A 1690-nucleotide genomic window follows, 5' to 3' on the forward strand; every position below is an offset into this window, starting at 1 on the left:
GGCCCGTCCGGAGGCCGATGACGCGGCCGTGTACGAGGCGCTGCGGGAGGCGGGCGCGGAGGAGTTCGTCGCCGCCCTCCCGCACGGCGCCCGGACGCCGCTGGGCGAGGACGGGGCCGGCCTCTCCGCGGGGCAGCGCCAACGGCTCGCGCTCGCCCGGGCGTTCCTCGCGGATCGTCCGGTGCTGCTTCTGGACGAGCCGACCGCCGCCCTGGACGGTGAGACCGAGACGGCCGTCGTCGAGGCCGTCGGCGTCTCGCCCGGGGCCGCACGGTGCTGCTGGTCGTCCACCGGCCCGCGCTGCTGTCCGTCGCCGACCGCGTGGTCTCCCTCGCCTCCGCCTCCGCCTCGGCCGAAGAGGCCCCGGACCGCGCTCCTTCGGCCGAGGCGGCCGGCGGTCGCCGCGAGCGCCCCGCGCCCGGCCCCGGCGAGGTCCGGGCCGGTGACCCGACGGAGACCCGCCCCGACGGCGCCGCCCCAGGGACCGGGCGGTCCCGGGGAGGCCCGGTCCTGGCCCGGGTGCGGGCGGCCGCGGGCGGCCTCCACGGCAGGCTCCTGCTGGCACTGCTGCTCGGCACCCTGGCCCTGGCCTCGGCGGTCGGCCTGATGGCCGTGTCCGGATGGCTGATCTCCCGCGCCTCCGAGCAGCCCCCCGTGCTCCATCTGATGATCGCGGTCACCGCCACCCGCGCCTTCGGCATCGGGCGCGCCGTGTTCCGCTATGCGGAGCGGGTCGTCTCGCACGATGCCGTGCTGCGGATGCTGGCCGGGACACGGGTGGCCGTGTACCGGGGACTGGAGGCCATCGCCCCCGCCGGGGTGGGTGGACGGCGGCGGGGAGACCTGCTCTCGCGGCTGGTCGCGGACGTGGACGGCCTCCAGGACGACCGGCTGCGCTGGCTGCTCCCCGCGGGAGCGGCCGCCCTGGTCGGCGCCGGGACCGTCGGCTTCACCGGCTGGCTGCTTCCCGAAGCGGGCGCCGTACTGGCCGTCGGCCTGCTGGTGGCGGGCGCCGGAGTCCCGCTGCTGAGCGGCGCCGTCGCGCGGCGCGCCGAGCGGCAGCTGGCCCCGGCCCGCGGCCGCCTCACCGACACGGTGGTCGACCTGCTGCGCGGTGCCGCGGAGTCGACCGTGGCCGGGGCACGCCCGCGCAAGCTCGCCGCCGTCCGGGAGGCGGACGGCCTGCTCACCCGGATCGCCGCCCGGGGCGCGGCCGCCACGGCGCTGGGCGGCGGACTGTCCGCGCTGGTCTGCGGGCTGACCGTGCTCGGCGCGGCGGCCGTCGGACTCCGGGGGCGGTGCACGAGGGCCGGCTCTCGGGCGTGGCGCTCGCCGTCGTCGTGCTGACCCCGCTCGCCGCCTTCGAGGCGGTCGCCGGTCTGCCGCTCGCCGTGCAGTACCGCAAGCGGGTGGAGCGCAGCGCGGAGCGCGTGTACGAGGTCCTCGACGCCCCCGCCCCCGTGCGGGAGCCCTCGTCTCCCGCCGAGCCGCCCGCCACGCCCTTCCCGCTGGTACTGCGAGGGGTCGGGGCACGGTACGGGACGGACGCGCCCCGGGCCCGTGTGACATCGACCTCACGCTCACCCCCGGCCGTCGGGTCGCGGTGGTGGGTACCTCGGGAGCGGGCAAGACCACCCTCGCCCAGGTGCTGCTGCGCTTCCTGGACACCGACTCCGGCCGCTACACCCTC

The 1690-nt window shown here is 78.6% G+C and carries 2 protein-coding genes and 1 pseudogene; all 3 read left to right on the forward strand.

The features are described from left to right. Nucleotides 1–28: 28 nt before the first annotated feature. Nucleotides 29–196: pseudogene (locus ACFQWG_RS14225) on the forward strand (ATP-binding cassette domain-containing protein); the annotation flags it as partial. 77 nt (nucleotides 197–273) lie between these two features. Further along, the gene (locus ACFQWG_RS14230) at nucleotides 274–1347 is read left to right on the forward strand and encodes a hypothetical protein (protein WP_380976539.1); all 1074 of its coding nucleotides are present in this window, start codon (nucleotides 274–276) and stop codon (nucleotides 1345–1347) included. A 259-nt stretch (nucleotides 1348–1606) separates the two neighbouring features. Next, nucleotides 1607–1690: hypothetical protein (locus tag ACFQWG_RS14235; RefSeq protein WP_380976537.1), on the forward strand; the 84-nt coding region annotated here is incomplete at its 3' end.

Source organism: Schaalia naturae, from assembly GCF_042665795.1.
In the GTDB taxonomy this organism is placed as follows: Bacteria; Actinomycetota; Actinomycetes; order Actinomycetales; family Actinomycetaceae; genus Pauljensenia; species Pauljensenia naturae.